This window comes from Paenibacillus sp. ALE2, from assembly GCF_054113385.1.
Genome location: NZ_CM134213.1, coordinates 4,407,529 through 4,425,210, shown reverse-complemented (window position 1 = coordinate 4,425,210; position 17,682 = coordinate 4,407,529). Strand labels below are relative to the sequence as shown.

Genomic DNA, 17,682 nt, shown 5'->3' with positions numbered 1-17,682 from the left:
CTCAGACATCTTCTCCTTTGATCGGAAGTATGAGCAGTATACTTGTCCCTGTACCCAATTCACTTTCGATCACCAGTTGTGCTTGATCTCCGTACTGTGCCCTCAACATGCGGTGGACATAATTGAGTCCGATGCCCATCCCTACTTTTTTATGTTCAGTTATACGATTGTTCAGAAGTCTTTGAATCGCTTCCTCGGTCATGCCTGCTCCATTATCCTGTATTAAAATATTCAGCGTTTTGGCAAGTGTAACCTCTATTTGAATAAAACCTTCGTCACTCAGTCCATGATAAAGTGAATTTTCAACCAACGGTTGCAAAATAAAACGAGGCACAGGTATTTGAAGCACTTGATCATCCGCTGAAATACGTACGTCAAATTCAAAGTCATATCGAATTTGCTGCAGGATTAGATACTGTCTTAGCGCATCAATTTCCTCTTCCATCGTGGATACTTGCCCTAATTTACCCAAGTTGTAATACAACAGCTTGTTCAAGGATTGCACCAACTTGTCAATTTCCCCTTGTCCATTCATGACGGCCAGCCAGTGCACAGTATCTAGCGTATTCATCAAAAAGTGAGGATTGATCTGATATAACAGTTTTTCCACTTCCAAATCTGCACGGATCTTCTCTTTCTGCTGCACTTCCTTGAACAGGTCGCCGATTTGATGCTGCATATTAGAGAATTCCCCCAACAGAAAGTCGAACTCAGGAATTTGAGTGCGGGTCTGGCTGCCTGTCTTTTGTGGATTCTGAGACATTCCATTAATTTCCGAATGGAACAGACTGAGTGGTTTATAGACCATCTTCCACAGAAGCCAAGCAAGGAATACGGTAAAACCGAGAAAAAATAAAGCGACCAGTAATATTTGAAGCAACCACTGGTTTTTCTCCTGTTGATACTTCGCCTGCGAAATTACCGATATGACGCTCCAATTCTGAGTGGAGTCCTCCTTAAACCAATGGTAATCACGGGCTATTCCATCTTTTGCAGCACCTTTCGATAAGCTGGAGAAATTCTCCCCAACTTTCATCACTTCTGGAATTTCACTATACACAATTTTGCCCTCACCATTCAGGATCAAATGCGATAAAGCTCCTTGGTATTGATTGTAACCCAGTATATCCTGTGTGAGACGAAAGCCGGATTCGACGTAAATATACACATCGTCCCTTTGAGGCAGTTGTACCTTCCGCATAGCAGATAAAACGAGCTGGTCATTAAATCGGTTCATACTGATATGGGGACCATAGCACGTAATGCCATATGATTTGAAAAGTACAGGCAAAGACTCGGGAGAAAAACGATCTTTGATAGGAAAGTTAGCGAACTGTGTAGCACCTTCTTTCTGGAAATAATATAAGGTCAAACCTATATTCGGATTAGTAAACGTTACAACATTTAACTCATTCTTTAATTCATCTCTAGCCTCAATCAATTCAATTATATTGGAGGAAGGCTTCAAGACTTCATCCAGTTTTTTGCCTAATGTACCGCGATATGATAATTGCTGAGTCACATGATTCAGGTTAGTAATTGAATTTTCCAGTGATGAAGTTACCTGCTGAAGATTGCTCCTAATTCCATCATTGATTTTATTCACAAAGATGGAATCAATGGTATAAGAAGAAATTGTAAATATACTGATAAAGGGAATAAACGCGCTGAGAAAAAACAATAAAAAGATCCTTTTTTTAAGTGTCATTCCGCCCCATTCTCCTTAGGTAACTAAAAGAGCAAGCCCCTGATTATGGAGCTTGCTGTTTATTGAACAACAGCTCTATCGATTATCGTATTCCTGATAGGCAACAACTTCATCCGATTCAGACTGAGAAAAGTCAGGATTCTTCCCTCTCGGTGAGGTCAAGTCTGTTCATAATTATAGATTGATATTCCAATATGTCAAACGCTTACATGGAATTTATTTTCCCTTCCTCTTTACATACATCGACTTGCCGTTTTTTAATTGCTAATTGCAGTCATTCCGTTCATCACGTACCCCAAAAAAGCGACATCGTTCAAAATTCTAACCAAGGTTTTTTCTTGTCTTTACGTGTTTTCTTCTGTTTCCGCTACCAAGCAAAGTCTTCAGCCAGTCCCAATGCCAACCACTTTTAACAGCACATCCACAAACCTCACCACTCTACCTGTTCACGTTTTGCGTCACAAACTCTTTGAATGGGTGAAACGCTGCGTCACTGTACATTTGTGTCCCATCCTCATATTATCCATTAGTTCAGGGGCCCTTGACTTCGTCTCTCCACATGTTAAAATTCTATTCATCAATTGATATAGTGCCCTATTATGAGGAGAATGCTGGATTCAAAGGGTTTTTCAGTGTATAAAAAGTATTTTTGATTTGCCATATTGGTCAAAATATAAAGTGTAGAATCTTTAACATATGTCACCAAGTTGAAATGAGGTTATAAATGAATGGAAGATATGCTAAAGTGCGCAAAGCTTTTCAAAGAAGATCTATATAAGCAACTGGCTAGAATTGGTAAGTGTCTATCAAGTGACAAACGTCTTGAAATCTTGAATGTACTATCACAAAGTCCCAGAACAGTGGAGAAATTAGCGACATGTACGGATATGAATATAGCTAATGTTTCTCGTCATCTGCAGGTGTTACTGGACGCTAAGCTTGTTAAGTTTACAAAGAAAGGAACTTACGCCATATACTCGCTAGCAGACCCGGAGATCATTGACTTTCTCTCTTCACTGTGGAAGATTAGTGAGAAACAAATTCCTGATATCGGGAAAATGAAAGATGACTTCTTAAACAACTTGAATGACATTCATACCCTATCCATGGATGAAGTAAAGAAAAAACTAGATGAAAACTCCATTATCTTAGTTGACTTGCGTCCCAAAGAAGAGTTTGAAACAGGACATATTCAAGGAGCCATTTCAATGCCTATGGAAGACCTAGACGTATTAATGGGAGAGTTACCAGAGGAAGCTGAAGTGGTCGCTTATTGTAGAGGGCCATTTTGCGTTTATTCGGCACTTGCTGCGCAAAAATTGCAAGTTGAGGGATTCAAGGCGTATCGCATGGAAGACGGATTGAATGAGTGGCAGGAACATTTTCACTAACAGTAACCAATCTAAGCATCAAATAAAAAAGACTTCGAAGCCCACATATTTGTGACTTTGAAGTCTTTTTGTGATGCACATTAGGCCACTTCACGAGATTGAAAAATACTTCTAAAAATTGTTGCTTAAACTTACCATTCCAATCCGTGTTCTGCAATATAGCTACTAGTAAGATCCTCTCCAGAATCAATGGTTACTTTTCCTTGAGTTCCTACGGAGACGCCGGCCTTTATTAGTAATTGACCAATATGGCAATTTTCTTCTGCTTTTTGTATAAAATCTTCCGTCATGCTTACGTCTTCATGGGTTGCTCCTGGATTCAGAACAACATGCGGGCGGTGGGTAATACTTAACTGATCACCTTGAGTTATGTTACCTTCTGTATCCATAAAGAATCCAGTCACAGGAAGTTTATTTTTATCTAACATATATGCTAAGGTCATCGTGTAACAAGCCACCGCAGAAGAGATAAGAAGTTGTTGTGGTTCAGCCCCTTTACCACTTCCCCCTTTGGGGACTGGAATTGCAATTTGAGTTTGGAGATTGTCACTTTTAATGCGTCCATCGCCCTTTGCATCTTTGTACCAAACCGTATTCAAGTTAATTATCCTTTCTGCCATGTTAACATCCCCTTTTAGGTATTGTAAGTCCAAAACTTATAGTTTGCTCTATTTAACGAAAGAAACCGACATTACAGCTGTGCTCTGTCGGTTTCTTTCCTGATTTTAAACCTAATTGAAATAGTCAGAGTGTGCTAAATCAATTTCTAGAATGTGCTATAAATCCGGATTTCTGGCTCAGCTTGAAGCAGGTCTTTGAGTCCAACAACGACATCATTATTAAATAGATCACTTTCGAGATAAGCCTTAGCGTCGGTTTCACTGTTAAAGCCATGCAAAACTTGAACATCCTCATCACGCACAAGCAATTCTTTAGAAACCGCACCAGGAATAACAGACAGGAAAGGCTCTTTATAAGTTGTATAAACCTTTGCAGCTGCCTCACGTTCTGGTGCATTAATTTTTAATGTAATTTGAAGATATGCTTTTGCCATTGAAATCAAACCTCCAATTTAATTTATGTATCGCTCGATTAAAGGATCAACTAATCAATCGATCAATTGAATTATAATAGACAATTTTTCTAACGTCAAGGCTACAAATAACACATTCACATATTTGTAATATAAATTTATATTTTGTCTTATTAATTTTTGTTTCTAGAATTAAAACATGCTATGCTGACACAAAGAGGTGGGTAGAGTTGGCCAATATTCAGAAAATTGCTGATTTAGCGGGGGTTTCCACAGCAACGGTATCACGCGTCATTAACAAACATCCCTACGTACGGGAATCCACTAGGCAAAAAGTGTTGAGAATTATGGAGGAACTTGATTATGTCCCAAATGCCAATGCGATCTCTCTAAAAAAGGGCGAGACCCGTTTGATTGGGATCATTGCTACTTCATTTAGTTCTATTATCGTAACCTTTGTTCAAGCGTTTATAGTTTTTGCTGAAAGGCATGGATTTAATATCTCGCTGTTTATAACGAATGAAGATCCAGAGAAAGAACTTGTTGCTCTAGAAATGCTTAAACGGAAACAATTGGATGCTATTTTATGTCTAATCAGGAGTAATAGTTGGGATATCATCGAATCGTATGCACAGTATGGTCCTATTGTGACCTGGCAGCGTGTTCTTAATGAGAAGCTTCCCTCCGTGTTTATGGAACAATATCAAATTTATTTCAATGGACTGGAGTATCTTTACTCCAAAGGGTATCGTAAGATACTTAGTGTTTATCCAATGACGGAAGGTTTGAATACAAGAGAACGTATCCGTGCTCATAGAGATTTTGTGCAAAAGCATCAGCTTAACGCGAATCAGTTCCCTCACATTGAAGACAAATTATCTGTTCCGGATGGAGAAGAACTTGCAGATTGGTGGATTTCACAAAAAGATCGACCAGATGCTATATTTTGTGCGAATGATGAAGTAGCTGCAGGTCTGGCAAAAGCATTACGTACCTCAGGTTTTTCGATCCCTGGAGATCTAGGTATTATGGGGTTCAATAATTCCGTACCCGCTCAGTTGTTGGATCTAACAACGATCAACTATCCTGTTGACTTACAGGCTGAGAATGCCTTTATTATTATTCGTAATAAGCTTAACCAGACGGAGAACGCACTAAATTCATTAGAGTTTACTTTGGTGGAACGAAAATCAACATAAAAGAACACATAACGCATGTTTTTCAGTGGAATCACAACAAAAACTGGCCATTACTTGAAATGCACCTTCAATAAAACGCCTAAAAAAGGACATAATACTGAAGGTGCATCGTTTGTTTTTCATCGAAAAATTAAACTTCATCGGACAATAACTGTAATTGTTTTTTTAATTGTTCAAATTGAACAAAACGCCCTTCGCGTAGATATTCTCTCCCATCAAGAAAAATCAAGATTGTCGGTACAGTAAAAATCAAAAATCTTCCTGTGATTTCCTCCACTTGACTAGCATTAACACGAGCAAGAGCCAATTTAGGATATAGTTTAAGCATTGTTTTGAGCTTGGGGTAAATGGCATGGCATACGTTACAATCTTCTTGGGATACGTATAACATACTCAAAGGATTAATTTCGATAAAGGAATCTATTTCTTCTATTGATGTCAGTTCCACTACACTCATAATAAAACTGCTCCTCTCTTAAAGATACTTATGACTCCTCACACACATTCCAATCATGAACTCCTTCTTCAATTCGATAAGCCATATACCCTTGCTTCAGCATATAATCAACCGCTTGAGATGCAAGTGAACAGTATGGGCCTCTACAGTATGCGGCAAGTTCTATAGTACTTTTATCAACTGTCTTCAGGTAATTCTCAAGTTGGTCTAATGGTATTGAAATGGCATCTGGAATATGAGAAGCATCATATTCATCTGTGGGACGAATATCTAGAAGAATAACAGTCTTTTTTTTCATTTTTTCTAACAAATCATGTTTGGTGATGGTTTGAACCTCTGGATATTGTAATTCCAACTCAGTTTTAATCTGCTTTATATCAGATAGTCGATCTTCACATATTTTCCACAAAGAAGATAGAAATTCAATTACTAAAGGGTCACCTATACTGTATATGACGTATGTCCCCTTTTTGCAACACTTGACCAATTTAGCATCCAGTAAGATTTGTAGATGACGAGAGACATTTGCAACGTTCATACCCGTTTGTGTTGCTAAACCTTCAACTGATTTTGGACCATTGGACAAAATGTCCATGATCTCTAAGCGCTTGTCACTCGATAAACATTTCCCGATTCGAGAAAATTGTTGATATAATCGATCTTTGATATCTGTTTCTTTCATTTTGAAGCCCCCAAACTTTATCTGAAACACTTCATATTCAATAGCATGTTAAGTTAGCGAAGCATGACCGTTTTTTTACAACTATCTGTACTATGCTTCATCATATCGTTCTAAAAATCTTGCTACGATTCGATCAGCTGATTGAATCGCCCCTTCCAAATGTCCTCCCTGTTGATCAGCCGTCTCAGTGCCCGTAAAAAATATGCCCTCTCCCCAAGGATCTCCGTAAACAGGGCCATAATTTGGATAGTCACGAAGTGGTTCGGCGTCTTCCTCAACAGCTGTATCGGTGTCGCTTGACCAATCTTTAAATAGTAATGTATTTACATTCTCGGCAGCAGGCCCATAAAGTCTAGCCAATTGTTCCAACACAAGCTGCATGAGTTTACCTTCGCCCAAAATCTTCCGCTTTTTTGCCTGTAAACCAAAAAAGCCAAATAGCGCACCTGTTCCTGTACCTGGTGAAGCATCATGAATTTCTTGTAAAGGGCCCACCCAACTTGATGCAAAACCGGAGAGCCCAGCTTCACGCCAAAATGGTCGGTCGTAAATGGCAATCACTTTAGCTTGACCGGCCATCCATGTTGGTTTATCAATTAAAAAAGACTTCAGTTCATAAGGAAGTTCTGGCTCGAATTTAATATTTTTTTCAACCAGCCGTGGTGGAATAGCGATAATAACTGCAGTTGTGTAAAATTGTTTTCCATTGGCTTCTAAGCAGATTGTACCGTCTTCTTCTTGATGAATCGAAGTTACACGTGTATTGAGCTGGATTGCTCCTGATGGCAAAGTAGCACTAAGCGCCTCAATCAGAGACTGTACTCCACCAACAAATCTTAGCGAGGGCTCCATTGCCCCCTCTGGCAAAAGATGCTGTTGTGGTGTTTCATGTTGGGAGCGTTCTAGGAGCATTCGTCCTTCGTTAAATTGATTAAAAGTCTCCAAATCCAGTTCTTTCGTGAGCTGATTAATAATTTTCTCAGAGCGTGGCCAGAACCATGTGGGTCCAAGATCGAATTTTCCGAGTTCAGGATTGTCTAAAACCTCTAAAGTCAAAACTCTACCACCGATACGATCTCTAGATTCTAAAACAATGCATTCTATACCGTGAGCGGTGAGTAACGATGCTGCGCGAAGTCCACTCAAACCTGCACCAACGATGATTACCGGAGCATTTTTTTTAACTTGGTTTCTCATTGTTTCTCTCCTTCTCCATGTTTCAGCAGGGAGCCACATATGTTAAAAGATTATCTTCTTTATATGATGATATTGAGTCACTCTCAAATTGTATCCGCTACGTTGAAAGGGGCGCTCTAAGAGCAAAAAATCGACAACATTATTTCATTATAATGTTGTCGATTTTCATATCAATTAGCCAATTTAAGAATTTTGTCCTTAAGAACATTTTTTTGATTCACACCAACCATGGTATCAACGAGCTTACCATCTTTAAACAGCAACAAAGTTGGAATACTTCGAATGCCAAATTGTGAAGCTAATTCGGTTTCTTCGTCGACATTAACTTTTGCCAATGTCGCCTGTCCTTTCAGTTCATCAGCTAATTCTTCCACAATAGGAAGCTGAATTTTACAAGGTCCACACCATGGAGCCCAAAAGTCTACCAAGGTCACACCAGACTGGATTTGATTTGAAAACGTATTTTTTGTCAATGCAGTTGCTCCCATTAGAAATACCTCCAATAAATATAATATTCATCAATCATATAATATTCAATTGATTAATTGAATTATAAAACTGTACTCTTTATCTGTCAAGAGTGAAGAGATTTGCGAAGGATTTATCATTTGGTCATGCTCAACACGGCACGGAATCGTGTCTTAGCCGACATCATTTTTTCATATGCTTCACTAGCTTGTTCCAACGGGAAAACTTCGATCATAGGTCGTACATCGGTCAGTACACTAAATCGAACTGCCGCATCAATTTCCTTCGATTGTCCTGTAAACGAACCCCGAACAGTATGGGGTCCCTTCAGAAAGTCCATGGCAGACAGTTCTAAACGTTCACCAGAACCGGCTACAATAATGAGCTCTCCATCTTTTCCTAACCCATCAATTAATGTGGAAATGACTTTTGCATTTGGTGCTGTAGCAAGAATAACTTTTGCTCCCCCTAGCGCTTGTAAAGCTTTAGCAGGATCTTCTTTTTCGGAATCAATATAATAATGTGCCCCAAGTTCCCGAGCAAGCTTCTCTTTATCACTACCACGAGATACTGCTATGGTCTGATACCCAGCTTTTTTTGCGTATTGTACAGCCAAGTGACCAAGTCCACCAATTCCGGAAATCGCAACGAGGTCCCCTGGTCGGGCTGAGCTATTTCGCAGTGCACTAAATGTAGTTTCTCCTGCGCACATCAAAGGAGCTGCTTCTTCAGAAGACACTTCATTAGGTATGTGGGTCAGACTATCTTCAAATGCTACCATGTATTCAGCATAGCCTCCATCCATAGTCAGGCCGGTAACATGATCATGTCCTCCATGCCATCCAATACCTACTCGTTGTCCGATTTCCCATCTGGTAGATCCAGATCCTAACTCCGTCACGATTCCGATCACTTCATGACCTGGTATCCGCGGATATTCTGGGGAAGCACCACCAATGGCCATGGAATCACCGTTACATACGCCGCACGCTTCTATACGGAGAAGTACTTGCCCTTCTTCAGGTACAGGAATAGGAATTTCAACTAATTTCATGGATTCGCCTTTAGCAGGAACTTGTATCGCTCTCATCATAGTCATAAGATTGACCTCCTTAGATTCTGTTATAGAACTTTCTTAGTATATGATATAGTTTGATATTACTCAATTGTTTAATTGAATAATAAAATTATTTTGGTTGCATTCCACTTATTTTTTGGGCAAAGCTGGTATAATATAAGGAACAAGATCCTGTCCTCAATATGGTTTAATAACTTTTTCCGTTGAAACAAAAAAGACGCTAAATAGCGCCTTTTCCTTGCAATAATATATGTGTAATTATTAATATATTATGAAAATGACAAAGTAAAAAGGTAGTGGAAATTGTTGTCACTAATCCAATTCGCTCGGTTTCACGAGCAATCGCCGCAAACATCATTGTAGAGTCAGGACTACCAAAATTAGCGGAACCGCCCAGCATCTGCGGGCTAACATACAGATAATCCGCCCTGAAAAGAAAATCGAGCTTTGCCTTCTCCGCCATTTTCGCCAAATCAATGTAATAGTCAATGGCCCCCATCTTTTCCACACCGCTGTCTTGGCGCCGCCAACCGTCTCCTTTCATCCATGTTGCAGATAAGGATAACCCAATACATAATTGTCTATTTGCAGCCAATACTATCAACCTTTCTCTATAGAAAAATAATGTTGCACCTAGGAAATGTTCCGATCAGTGTATGCTCAAGTAGGCAAAGCCAACCGAGTTAACATCCAGGACGAATGCCTCTCCATAGCAACAAGGGCTCGGTGATCATAAAGTGACATTTCAATTAATCAATAATGATTCTCATTATCAATTATAGTGTATCAAGAACTACAAAAATTACAAATACACAAATTATGAATGTTATATGTATAAAGACTAAAGCCCTCGAACCTAGAGGGCTTTTGGGATAAATCAGCTATTCATTTGAGTCTAGTTTTGTTTCACTCATCTGCACCGATATTCACGGCCTTCCCTTTCACGCGGGGCTCCCCGTCGATATCCTCGGTTCCGATGATGGTGTTATCCGTTGATCCTGAATCGATCGCTGGTGACGAGGGCTGCAAATGGAAGTCGCCATTCGTGGCATTCACGAATTTAGGATCGACAAACAGAGAATGCGCATCGTTACCCGTTCCCGATTTGTACGTGGCGAATCCCGTATATTCTTTATCTTTCCAGGTCCAGTTGGCTCCCGAACTGCCACCAGGTGCAAAATATAGATTATAATCAACAACATTGCCGGAATTTTGGGTATATCCATTGTAGATCAACACATCAGTCGAACTCGCTACGAAAATATTGTTCTTAATCACGTTGTTTCGTGTATCATACTGAACTAAAAACTGGCCGCTTCCATCGTCCAATGTATCGTTCTTGTACAGCGTATTGTTCACGATCTTGCTGTTTACCGTTGAGCCACGTTCGTCATCATAGCCGCCCATAGCAATGCCGGTCAATCGGTTGTTATATATCACGTTACTGCGGACCGTAATATTGCTGGTGGCTTTGCCGGCATGCTCGGAGGCTATTTCGACACCGATGTCATTGTTATAGCTGTAGTTCTGCTCAATAATGTTGTCCTTGCCCCCATCTACATAAATGCCGCCGGCCGAGTTGTCATCGCTCTTGTAGGATGGGTTATTTCGAACCGAATTATTGTACACTCGGTTGCCCTTTACCAACCCGTTTCGCACTTGATCGTAAGCAGTATTCGGTGCGGTTCCTTCAAAGCCGATCAGATCGATTCCTATGTTGTCGTTATCGTGAATGAGGTTGCTGGTCACTGCAAAGCCGTTCACATTACCGTTTAAAACAAGCGATTCGCTGGAGCCGAGCACGAGATTGTATAGTTCATTGCCGCTGATTGTAAGGTTGTGAATCGATGCAGGAGCTTTCGTGCCATAAACAGCGATGCCGTGAGCGTCCCGTCCCAGCCGGTCCTTTCCGGTTGGGGTGGCCGTGTTTTTGATGTCGTGGATTTTGTTATCGGACAGATTGATGAAGCTCCCTGCACCGTGAACGTAAATGCCTGTAGGCACTGCGTTCTTGGAAGCTGTGGTAAAATTGCGGATTTCAAACCCCTGGATGGTAACGTAATCGACATCGGCCAATTCGATTAACCCCTCGTTCCCGCTGACCGATAGGCCTGTTCCGTCAACAATGGCGGTTTCGTTGCCATAGCTTGCGAACACGATGGGGCCTTGCGAGGCGGAGCCAGAGCGGGTGATTTTCAGTTTCTCCTTGTAAACACCGCCTCGGACATAGACCTTGCTGCTTGGAGAGACTGTGTCAGCCGCATGCTGGAGCGTTTTCCACGGCGCGTCGCTTGTTCCCGCGTTGGAATCGCTACCAATTGTCGACACATAATATTCGGTACTAGCGGCAGAGGCGGCAGGAGTCTGTAGATTACCGATTGCAAGGCCCAACCCCAAGCTTAAACCTACAAGCAAAAATTTACCGAGTTTCTTCAAGAATTTTCAACTCCCATCCTAATTTAGCTTTCGTCAAATTAACGTTATCATCAGTTTACGGCTTCTTGCAAGCGAAGAACGTCCTCTACCGTCCGTCGGTAAGCTTTCCGTAAAAGGGCCGACAGTACCCCACACGCATTGGTGAATTGCAGTAATTTTTCGCTTTGACAAAGAAAACCTAATAAAAACACCCCTGAAAATATATGTATATTTTCAGGGGTGAATAGCTAACTTAATGCCTCCAATAACACTGACCACTGAAATAAAACATATTGGATGCCGCCTGTATGAAGGGCCTTTATGATCACACACCATGGGAAGACTGCCGATAAATTTCATCGACAGCCCTTCTTTTCCAAGTAGTATACTCCTCAATCCTGTTCGCTGGACAATTCCTTGAGCGATTTGATTTTACCATGGGGATGCTGTTCTTGCTTTCGTGACTTCCATGCAGCTTCTTTCCTTCTCTTCTGGTGAGCCATAACAGATATCCTCCTTTGGAAATTGTGAATGTATACTACTTCCTTAAGTTGTCATTTCTCGTCTCTATTCATTCATAAAATTAAATTCGTTGGGTTTTGTTTTTAGTTAGCGGGCATCTCGTTAAAGAATGTGATGTCGTCTATCGGCAGCCGAGTTGTCTGATGACCCGGTTGTGCCGCTTTACCGAGTGCAATCAGCATGATTGGAATGTAGCGGTCTCTAATACCGAACGCTTGCTTAAGCTCGGCCGCATTATAGCCACCCATCGCGACCGTATCGTAGCCGTGAGCACGTGCAACCAGCATGAGCTGCTGGGATACAATACCACCATCGATATGAATGACTTTGTGAAGGCTTTCCTCTGGTAACGAAGCATACGTATGAATCGATCTTTCTACGAACGATTTAGCGGTATCTTCCGCTATATAGCCATGTTTTACTGCTTCGCCGAAAACTTCATCGAGCTTCTTATATCCTTCCGTATCACCAAGCACAACGATCACCGCTGCAGCCTCAGTAACCTGGGATTGATTATAGGCGATTGGCTGCAGTTTTGCTTTCAATTCCTCTGTTTCAATAACCAAGAAGCGCCAGGGCTGAACATTACTCGAAGAAGGTGCAAGCGACGCTTCTTTCAGAATATCCTTAATTTCCTCGTGAGATAGACGAACCGATTTGTCGTAATGACGCACAGAGCGGCGCTCGCGGATGACATCGGCGAACAAGGCGGAGCTCTGGCCAGTATGAGTTGAAGTTGACATTATGAATCCTCCTTTTAAATAAATACTGTTTTTTATTCAGCACAGTTAAATTCAGACTTTGCGGCTAGTCAGAGCTTGAATTCCTACTAAAACGAAGTACCTTGAAAAATCCAAAATATTTACGCTTCTGCGCACAGACATAACTGTGTTCATTATCACACAGATAACCTTAAAAATTAACGCTGCGCGCGGCTTGCATTTAACTGTGGTTTATATTGCACAGTATAAAATCTAAGCAAGCCGCTGTCAACCGTCTTTTTCCAGGTCCATCTAAAGCTTGGCTTCCAGTTGGTTGGCGAGATCTGCAATTGTGTACTTGCTTAATACTCCGCGTATGCTGTCGTCCATTTCTTGAGTAATATCCTCAAGCGTAGATTTCATACATTTACCGAGCGGATGCGTGCCAGCTGTCTCGGTAATACCGAAGGAAAGCCTGCTGCCTGAACGAAATACATCGTATACATCAACCAGTTGTATAGATTCTGCCGGTTTCCTAAGGTGGTACCCGCCGTCACGGCCTTCCCGGGTCCCGATAAACCCTTCCTTTGCGAGAACGGAAAGTATGCGGCGCAGCAAAGAAGGCTCCGACTGAAGATATTTGGCGAGTTCAATACTTGGACAAGCTATGCTTTTGTCTTCCTGCGACAATATAACAAGTGCTTGAACAGCCAGTCCAAACCACTTTGGGTGCTGAGTCGGCGTACAATACTCCTGCTTCAACCTTTACTCTCTCCTTCCAGCTTACTCATAAGTAGTATGAGTAAATTCTACCGAATTCCCTAATATGCTGCAATAGACGAGCTTACATCCAATATATATTTAAATATGATATTGACCTTTAAATGCGAAAATCTCATTAACAGCTTGGTGATATCCACCAGTTTTTTGAAAAGATTCTCTCATATGTGCAACAGCTTTTTTGAATGGGAGGCTTAACACATGATCTGCGGCTTCACGCAATTGATTTGCAGTCAAGCTTTCCATTTGTAACTTAATACCTGCTCCCATATTGGCGACTTGTCCTGCGATGATCGGTTGATCCGCGCTTTGCGGGATTATAATCAGCGGAACCCCGTAATATAGACCTTCGTGGGTACTGTTCATTCCACCATGTGTAATAAATAATTTAGTGTGTTGCAAGATATCCGTTTGTGGTACATCATTTTTTACGATGAAGTTTTCAGGAACTTCCCCTAAATCGGAAACTTGGGTTCTATTCCCAATCGACATGACAACCGTATGATCCGTGTTCCCAAATGCCTCATTACAAAGCTTATAGAAGTCAATTGCTCGGTTAAAGACTGTACCCAATGAGATGTAAATTGGTTTTTTTTCCTTGATTGCAGTAAAATCGAAGCTTTCTTGCGTTAATCGTGAAGAGATGGATGGACCTACAAATTTATAAGTTTGGTCGAATGCTTCTCCATAAGGTTGAAACTCTCTTGTTGTATATACGATTGTAAGTGGTGCAGGATTACAAAACACTTCGTAAGGTAAATGGATCTCCACTCCATATTTCTCCTTTACCATTGCCGTCAGGTTTTGAAATTTATCATTTATAGGTTTAACTATATCTTTAGGGACATTAATGGAGAATTGTTCCATAATATGATTGAATGATTCTTTTGTCTGGGCGAAAGAAGTACAAGAATTGATTGCAGGAAGCTTAAGAATTTGAGCAAGTATACGTCCACACCCAAACATGGAATCATGGATGATATAATCAAAATGCTCTCCTTTGATCTGTTCGAGAACGCTTGGAATGATGATATCTGCCGTAAGTAAAAGGCCGTTAATTCTTTCCAGCAAATAATCTCTTCCACCTGAGATAAAAGCTTTTATAAATTTTTGATCGTCAAATGTTCGTACTGAAGCTCCCGTCCTCTCGATACGCTCCCGAAAGGCTTCTATAGAAAAGTACACTACCTCTTCTCCGCGCGAAATAAGCTCCTGTACAACTCCAATGGTTGGATTGATATGTCCCTCTGATCCACCATTAATAAATAAAACACGCGCCATTTCAACCGCTCCTTAGTTCATTTTCTTCAGTAAAATTATCCGTTTCTGATTCTAACATGTTCTCTGAATTTCAGGGTGCTGCTTCTCTAATGAACATTGTAGCTGCTTTCTCAAGTTAATATACTTTCAATCGTCTCCGTCTCCATAACTTGTTTATTATTCTTTTAAGTTAGTAGGTTGTAAGACGACATTTGAATTGATTCGATGTATATTCTTACTCTGCAACAAAAAAAGCCGCCAAGTTGGCGGCTTTGCATACAGCAAAGACTTGTTTTCATGCTGGACACTGTTGGATAACGTTAAATACTCATGGTTTACTGGATGACTATTTGTTGGCTGAATCGCTATAAACCGTGCTTAATCTTGATGTCGCCCTAATACCATTAGGGCCTTCAATGATAATACGACCTTGTTCCGTAAGGCTGGATCCTTGCCAGTCAGTGGCCATATCCAGATAATCAAGACCCGGGCTGTTTCCTTTCCAAGACCATGCAAGATAACCTACGCCCTTTTGCTCAGCGTAACTCATAATGGTAGCCTCATCCACATCACCGCTTGTATGCTTAATACCAAATTCTCCAATCAGCAGAGCCAGGTTTTTATTCAGTACATTATCCATATTGCTCTTTACTGTGGCGGCATTTCCGCCGGCATATTCGTACATATGAATGGAGAACATCGTATTTTTAAGTGGATCTGCATTAAAGACTTCTGTTCCGTAGTCAAAAATAGATTGCGGGTACTGCCCCCATCCTGCACCGTCAACAATAATTGTATTTTTGATGCCAGCATTTCTGAGCTTAGGAATAACAGACTTATAACCTTGCGCCCAGCCTCCTCCATCCCAGGTTCCATACCATTCGTTCGCGATATTGAGGATGACGGTGCTTTCTTTCCCAATGAGTGCGCTTTTCATTTCAATCCAGTAATTAGCGATATTATCCAATACAGCAGCGCTGTCAGACCCAGTGCCATCATGGACTTCAAGAACAACGACCAATTTGTTTTGCTCTGATAATGTGATTAAATTTTGTATCGCTGACAGATCATCTTTCGTCCATTGCTGACCATCTGACAGTACGATTCTAATAGTATTCGCTCCCGTTTTGGCAATGGCAGGGATCGCTACAGACTCTTGTCCCTTATACCAGGTATAAGCGTGATTGATTCCCCTCATAACAAACGGATTTCCCTTGGCATCGTAGAGCGTTGTTCCGTTAATATAAAAACCTGTATTCTCAGTTGTAGAATTCGTCGTAACTTTTATGATATTACTTGCTGCTGAAATATTTCCTGCTGCATCCCTGGCTTTTACAGTGAAGCTGTATGCTGTATTAGCGGTAAGTCCCGTCACCGTATAACTTGTCGTGGTTGTTGAATCGACTAAAGTTGTTCCATTATACACATCGTAGCTGGTAACATCTACATCGTCTGTTGATGCGGTCCATACAAGACTTACCGAAGTATTTGTTTTGGAGTAGCTTTTCAGATTTGTTGGTGCTGTTGGTGCCGTCGTATCAGGGGTTGAGTCAACAAGCGTAAACTTCCACTTCTGCTGATCATTTCCGTTATCCGTCCATTGCTGCACATTTGCCCCGTCATTAGTATAACCCCCGATTACATCCAGCGCTTTACCGCTAGATTGTACAAGCAGCTTATAATATCCATCGCCGACGTCAATCATTTTCCATTTTTGATTAGTTAAATCGCTGTCTGTCCATTGCTGTACACTAGCACCATCTTCTGAGGAGCCTCCGGCTACTGTTAATGCTTTACCGCTGGATTGTACAAGCAATTTATAATATCCGTTGCCAACGTCAATGACTTTCCATCTCTGCCGAGCGCTGCCGCTGTCCGTCCACTGCTGCACCTTCGCTCCATCGGTAGTTGAGTCTCCTGCTTCCAGATTTTTGCCGCTATGCTGTGCCGTTAGTTTATATGTTTCACCTGAAACAATATTTGTGTTAGCTGTGGTGGTGGTAACATCAATCACATTGCTTGTATCTGACACGTTACCTGCGGCATCTCTAGCTTTCACGTAAAAGCTGTACGCCATGTTGGCTGTTAAGCCGGTAACGATGAAGGATGTCGACGCACTGGAACCTACGAGGTCCGATCCTTTGTAGATGTCGTAGCCTGAAACACCTACATTGTCTGTAGATTCCGTCCACTGCAAGCTTACTGTCGTATCCGATACAGAGGAACTGACCAGATTGGAGGGCGCTGTTGGAGGTGAGTTATCCTCCGGCTGGTCAGCTGAATGCACTTCAAATTCCCAAAGGGAATATCCGTAGCTGGTAGCCCTTTCAATGCCACTCATTTTTACATATCTAGCGTCTGTTGCTTCGAAAGATATCTTATCGATTCCTCCATCTCCAGTCGTGGTGGAATAGACGGTAGTCCAATGATCATCATCCGTCGATGTCTGAACTTGGTAAGACTTCGTGTAAGCGGCTTCCCAGTTAAGCGTAACGCCATTGATTTTGGTGGTGCTACCGAGATCTACACTTATCCACTGCGGATCTGAATATTGTGAGGACCATCTAGTTAGCGGGTCACCGTCAATCGCAAAATCAGCCGCTTTACTCGCATCTTCGATGGAGCTTGCGGTTGCCGATTGGGTAAGCCTAGTATTATCGGAAGCGCTCACATTTTTGATCGGCAACATACTCATAAGCAGTCCAAACAAAATCAAGCATGTTATGGTTTTTTTCATTCCCAAACCTCCTATTGAGCATAATAAACAGCTAATTGGTTACCCCTGCGTCTC

General features: G+C 41.4%; 16 protein-coding genes and 1 pseudogene. 2 read left to right on the top strand and 15 right to left on the bottom strand.

Annotated features, from left to right (window positions below; genetic code table 11):
- Position 1 precedes the first annotated feature (1 nt).
- Entirely contained in the window at positions 2–1,708 is a 1,707-nt protein-coding gene (locus ACXHJ1_RS19430; protein WP_457905065.1) for a histidine kinase, read from the bottom strand.
- A 728-nt stretch (positions 1,709–2,436) separates the two neighbouring features.
- On the opposite strand from ACXHJ1_RS19430, the gene ACXHJ1_RS19425 reads away from it, so the two are divergent.
- Entirely contained in the window at positions 2,437–3,099 is a 663-nt protein-coding gene (locus tag ACXHJ1_RS19425) for an ArsR/SmtB family transcription factor (RefSeq protein ID WP_457905064.1), read from the top strand.
- Positions 3,100–3,230: 131 nt separating this feature from the next.
- On the opposite strand, the gene ACXHJ1_RS19420 is transcribed toward ACXHJ1_RS19425, so the two are convergent.
- Positions 3,231–3,719, bottom strand: a complete 489-nt coding sequence (locus ACXHJ1_RS19420; RefSeq protein ID WP_107733588.1) for an OsmC family protein — start codon at positions 3,717–3,719, stop codon at positions 3,231–3,233.
- A gap of 146 nt (positions 3,720–3,865) precedes the next feature.
- Positions 3,866–4,153, bottom strand: coding sequence for a hypothetical protein (locus ACXHJ1_RS19415; protein WP_107733587.1), 288 nt, complete (start codon positions 4,151–4,153; stop codon positions 3,866–3,868).
- A 209-nt stretch (positions 4,154–4,362) separates the two neighbouring features.
- Between ACXHJ1_RS19415 and ACXHJ1_RS19410 the strand changes: the two genes are divergently transcribed.
- Positions 4,363–5,331: a LacI family DNA-binding transcriptional regulator gene (locus ACXHJ1_RS19410; RefSeq protein WP_025364927.1), complete on the top strand. Its 969-nt coding sequence runs from the start codon at positions 4,363–4,365 to the stop codon at positions 5,329–5,331.
- Between the two features lie 130 nt (positions 5,332–5,461).
- On the opposite strand, the gene ACXHJ1_RS19405 is transcribed toward ACXHJ1_RS19410, so the two are convergent.
- The 12 genes and pseudogenes from ACXHJ1_RS19405 to ACXHJ1_RS19350 form a co-directional block, all read right to left on the bottom strand.
- Positions 5,462–5,788, bottom strand: coding sequence for a thioredoxin family protein (locus tag ACXHJ1_RS19405; RefSeq protein ID WP_107733586.1), 327 nt, complete (start codon positions 5,786–5,788; stop codon positions 5,462–5,464).
- 28 nt (positions 5,789–5,816) lie between these two features.
- On the bottom strand, positions 5,817–6,470 hold the full coding sequence (locus tag ACXHJ1_RS19400; RefSeq protein WP_107733585.1) for a metalloregulator ArsR/SmtB family transcription factor: 654 nt from the start codon (positions 6,468–6,470) through the stop codon (positions 5,817–5,819).
- Between the two features lie 90 nt (positions 6,471–6,560).
- Positions 6,561–7,667: a flavin monoamine oxidase family protein gene (locus ACXHJ1_RS19395; protein ID WP_457905063.1), complete on the bottom strand. Its 1,107-nt coding sequence runs from the start codon at positions 7,665–7,667 to the stop codon at positions 6,561–6,563.
- Positions 7,668–7,837: 170 nt separating this feature from the next.
- Complete coding sequence (gene trxA, locus ACXHJ1_RS19390; RefSeq protein ID WP_025364931.1) at positions 7,838–8,155, bottom strand: thioredoxin; 318 nt, start codon at positions 8,153–8,155, stop codon at positions 7,838–7,840.
- Positions 8,156–8,271: 116 nt separating this feature from the next.
- Positions 8,272–9,234, bottom strand: coding sequence for a zinc-binding dehydrogenase (locus ACXHJ1_RS19385; RefSeq protein WP_025364932.1), 963 nt, complete (start codon positions 9,232–9,234; stop codon positions 8,272–8,274).
- Positions 9,235–9,502: 268 nt separating this feature from the next.
- A pseudogene (locus ACXHJ1_RS19380) lies at positions 9,503–9,808 on the bottom strand (LLM class flavin-dependent oxidoreductase); the annotation flags it as partial.
- A 311-nt stretch (positions 9,809–10,119) separates the two neighbouring features.
- Positions 10,120–11,649: a right-handed parallel beta-helix repeat-containing protein gene (locus ACXHJ1_RS19375; RefSeq protein ID WP_457905062.1), complete on the bottom strand. Its 1,530-nt coding sequence runs from the start codon at positions 11,647–11,649 to the stop codon at positions 10,120–10,122.
- A 371-nt stretch (positions 11,650–12,020) separates the two neighbouring features.
- Entirely contained in the window at positions 12,021–12,131 is a 111-nt protein-coding gene (locus tag ACXHJ1_RS19370) for a DUF6254 family protein (RefSeq protein ID WP_014599788.1), read from the bottom strand.
- A gap of 102 nt (positions 12,132–12,233) precedes the next feature.
- On the bottom strand, positions 12,234–12,893 hold the full coding sequence (locus ACXHJ1_RS19365) for a nitroreductase family protein (protein WP_016820849.1): 660 nt from the start codon (positions 12,891–12,893) through the stop codon (positions 12,234–12,236).
- 270 nt (positions 12,894–13,163) lie between these two features.
- A complete protein-coding gene (locus tag ACXHJ1_RS19360; protein ID WP_016820848.1) occupies positions 13,164–13,613 on the bottom strand; it encodes an RrF2 family transcriptional regulator in 450 nt (149 codons plus the stop codon).
- A gap of 99 nt (positions 13,614–13,712) precedes the next feature.
- Complete coding sequence (locus tag ACXHJ1_RS19355) at positions 13,713–14,912, bottom strand: macrolide family glycosyltransferase (protein WP_457905061.1); 1,200 nt, start codon at positions 14,910–14,912, stop codon at positions 13,713–13,715.
- A gap of 325 nt (positions 14,913–15,237) precedes the next feature.
- Positions 15,238–17,628, bottom strand: a complete 2,391-nt coding sequence (locus ACXHJ1_RS19350) for a cellulase family glycosylhydrolase (protein ID WP_457905060.1) — start codon at positions 17,626–17,628, stop codon at positions 15,238–15,240.
- Between the last annotated feature and the right edge of the window lie 54 nt (positions 17,629–17,682).

Excerpts from the sequence above, each read along its gene's own strand:
- ACXHJ1_RS19370 (WP_014599788.1), bottom strand. The coding sequence starts at position 12,131 with ATGGCTCACCAGAAGAGAAGGAAAGAAGCTGCATGGAAGTCACGAAAG.
- ACXHJ1_RS19400 (WP_107733585.1), bottom strand. The coding sequence starts at position 6,470 with ATGAAAGAAACAGATATCAAAGATCGATTATATCAACAATTTTCTCGA.
- ACXHJ1_RS19430 (WP_457905065.1), bottom strand. The coding sequence starts at position 1,708 with ATGACACTTAAAAAAAGGATCTTTTTATTGTTTTTTCTCAGCGCGTTT.
- ACXHJ1_RS19415 (WP_107733587.1), bottom strand. The coding sequence starts at position 4,153 with ATGGCAAAAGCATATCTTCAAATTACATTAAAAATTAATGCACCAGAA.
- ACXHJ1_RS19395 (WP_457905063.1), bottom strand. The coding sequence starts at position 7,667 with ATGAGAAACCAAGTTAAAAAAAATGCTCCGGTAATCATCGTTGGTGCA.
- ACXHJ1_RS19425 (WP_457905064.1), top strand. The coding sequence starts at position 2,437 with ATGGAAGATATGCTAAAGTGCGCAAAGCTTTTCAAAGAAGATCTATAT.
- ACXHJ1_RS19385 (WP_025364932.1), bottom strand. The coding sequence starts at position 9,234 with ATGACTATGATGAGAGCGATACAAGTTCCTGCTAAAGGCGAATCCATG.
- trxA (WP_025364931.1), bottom strand. The coding sequence starts at position 8,155 with ATGGGAGCAACTGCATTGACAAAAAATACGTTTTCAAATCAAATCCAG.
- ACXHJ1_RS19405 (WP_107733586.1), bottom strand. The coding sequence starts at position 5,788 with ATGAGTGTAGTGGAACTGACATCAATAGAAGAAATAGATTCCTTTATC.
- ACXHJ1_RS19355 (WP_457905061.1), bottom strand. The coding sequence starts at position 14,912 with ATGGCGCGTGTTTTATTTATTAATGGTGGATCAGAGGGACATATCAAT.
- ACXHJ1_RS19420 (WP_107733588.1), bottom strand. The coding sequence starts at position 3,719 with ATGGCAGAAAGGATAATTAACTTGAATACGGTTTGGTACAAAGATGCA.
- ACXHJ1_RS19350 (WP_457905060.1), bottom strand. The coding sequence starts at position 17,628 with ATGAAAAAAACCATAACATGCTTGATTTTGTTTGGACTGCTTATGAGT.
- ACXHJ1_RS19365 (WP_016820849.1), bottom strand. The coding sequence starts at position 12,893 with ATGTCAACTTCAACTCATACTGGCCAGAGCTCCGCCTTGTTCGCCGAT.